Below are 2,483 nucleotides of genomic sequence, written 5' to 3' on the forward strand. Positions count from 1 at the left end.
TTCCATGCGACGGCGGCTTTCGTTTTCATCTTCGTTGCTCCTGTGAATCGGTGGTGGCTATGCGCTTCATCGCGCCGCAGGTGCGAACCAGGTTCGCACGCGGCCGTACAGATCGATGAAGCGCGCGTAACGTTGTGCAAGGGGTTGTGCACGCGGCTGCCCAAGCGGGGGGTGTCCAGGCGACTGCGCAAGCGCCGCGTCCTCGCCCGGCGATGACACCAGCGTCGCCGCCGGCGCGAGCGCCGCGAGATCGCGCATACGCCAGTGCCCGCACGCGAGGCCGCCGAGCAGCGCCGCGCCGCGCGCCGCCGCGTTCGGGCAGTCGATCGCGTAGAGGCTGGCGTCGAGCGCGTCGGCGAGCAATTGCCGCCAGCGCGCATCGACCGAGCCGCCGCCCGCGAGCTTGAGCGTCGGCACGGGCTGGCCGGTTTGGGCATGATCGCGCGTGCCCTCGCTCGCGAATTCGCCTTCACCGATGCCGGTGCCGCGTACCGCGTCCAGGCCCGCGCGCAACGCGAATGCCACGCCCTCGAACGCCGAGCGCATCAGCGTGCCGCGGGTGTCGCCAAGCGAAGCGCCGAGCCAGCCGCCGCGCGCCGTAGGGTCGAGCCACGGCGAGCGCTCGCCACTCAGGTAAGGCAGGAACGTGAGCGTTGCGGAAGGCGGCGCGGCGAACGCATCCGCGTAGGCGAGGGCCCAATCGTATGACAACCAGCCGCGCGCTGCTTCAAGCGCTACACCCACGTTCTGCATGGCGGCCATCGTGTACCAGCCGCCCGTGGCCGAGCGGTAGCGATGCAGCCCGCGACGCGCGGAGGGTTCGCTGCGCGAGGTCACGACGATCTGGCCGCCGGTGCCGGTGGTGAGGAGCGCGTCGCCTTCATCGGCGAGGCCGCTGCCGAGCGCGGCGCAAGGCGTGTCGCCCGCGCCCGTCGCGAGCACGATGCCGGCGAGCAGCCCCAGCGCCTGCGCGGCAGCGTCGCTCAGCGTGCCGCTCGCTGCATGCGAAGCGGCCAGCGGCGCGAACCAGCGCGCGGGCAAGCCAAGGCGGTTGATCAGCGCGAAGTCCCACGCGCCGTCGGGTGCGGCGAGCGCGGTCGCGCACGCGTCCGAGGGATCGGCGGCGAACGCGCCGCCCAGCGCCACACGCAGCCAGTCTTTCGGCTGCAGCGCCCAGCGTGCGGCCTGCGCGACTTGCGGCTCGTGCTGCAGCACCCAGCGCAGCAGCGGGCCCGCCATGCCGGGCGCAACGGGATTGGGTTGCGGATGCGCGGGGTCGTCGGGCCATGCATCGAGCAGCGCATGCGCGCGCGTGTCGGGCCACAGCATCGCGGGGCGCAACGCGCGGCCCGCAGCGTCAGTGAGCACGACGCCATGCATCTGCCCGGAAAAGCCGATCGCGCGCACCGCGGCGCGCTCGCTTTCGGGCAGCTTCGCGCACGCCTCGACGAGCGCGCTCCACCAGCGCTCGACGGCCATCTCGGCCCAGCCGGGCTGCGGCGTTTCGAGCGCATAGGCAACGCTCGCGGTTGCGCGCTCGATGCCGTCGCCATCGAAGATGCCTAGTTTGAGTGAACCGGTGCCAAGATCGATGCCGAGAAAGCGCTTTTGCAATGGACTCATGGGAGACGGTGTGCGGAATGGTGTGCGAAACGGATCGGAGGGCCGGAAAAGGCCATCATACCGGCGTGAAGCGTCGCGAGATAAGCGATGCGAAGAACGCATCGGGCGCTGTTTTCAAACATGCAGCGAACCCGCTTGCAACACAGCCGATTTCGGCACGAAAAACACGCTTTCGCGGGTTAACCCGGTAGGTCTCGTCGCGATGCAAATTCGTTCACATTCTGGATTCGAAATAGACATCATAACGGCGCGGCCATATGTGACACGACCCGCCGCGCATCGTTGGCCTGCGCAACAACAGGCACGCACTCCCCGTGTCGGCCGCGGCGCCGCCAGGCCCACGCCGCTGCGCACAAGCGGCTAAGGCTTGCAACAGCATGAAACAGGGGACTTCCCGCCTTGCACCGCCGCAAGCGCGGTCCGAAATGGCGCACGTCGAAGCCGCCATTGCCCGGCCGCGCGCGGCCCAATTGGGCCGATCCCGCCCTTATGTCACCCATCCAGCCGACCGGGTGCATATCACCCCCGGAAAGCACGGAATAGTCCCCAGCGGTCTTGTTGCAAGTTTTCCTACCGCATACCTTGGAGGCCATATCCTTAATCAAACAGACGGAGACAGACGACATGCAAGCCAAGGGCATTGAGGACCACACCGTCCAGCGGTCTGGCCAGAAGCACGTCCACCCCTGCGACGAGCGCCTGCCGTTCGGCCAGTTGCTCACGCTCGGCATCCAGCACGTGCTCGTGATGTATGCAGGCGCGGTTGCCGTGCCGCTCATCATCGGCGGCGCGATCGGGCTGCCGAAGGACCAGATCGCCTTCCTCATCAGCGCCGACCTGTTCGCCTGCGGCATCGCCAC

2 protein-coding genes are annotated in these 2,483 nt (G+C 68.5%); one reads left to right on the top strand and one right to left on the bottom strand.

Annotation, left to right across the window (positions count from 1 at the left end; translation table 11 throughout):
• Window positions 1-66 precede the first annotated feature (66 nt).
• Window positions 67-1,623, bottom strand: coding sequence for an FGGY family carbohydrate kinase (locus VMJ11_RS25120; RefSeq protein ID WP_325622835.1), 1,557 nt, complete (start codon window positions 1,621-1,623; stop codon window positions 67-69).
• A 624-nt stretch (window positions 1,624-2,247) separates the two neighbouring features.
• Here VMJ11_RS25120 and VMJ11_RS25125 point away from each other — a divergent pair.
• On the top strand, window positions 2,248-2,483 hold a 236-nt coding region (locus VMJ11_RS25125), incomplete at its 3' end, for a solute carrier family 23 protein (RefSeq protein ID WP_325622837.1).

The organism is Paraburkholderia sp., assembly GCF_035501035.1.
Taxonomy (GTDB): Bacteria; Pseudomonadota; Gammaproteobacteria; order Burkholderiales; family Burkholderiaceae; genus Paraburkholderia.

Excerpts from the sequence above, each read along its gene's own strand:
- VMJ11_RS25120 (WP_325622835.1), bottom strand. The coding sequence starts at position 1,623 with ATGAGTCCATTGCAAAAGCGCTTTCTCGGCATCGATCTTGGCACCGGT.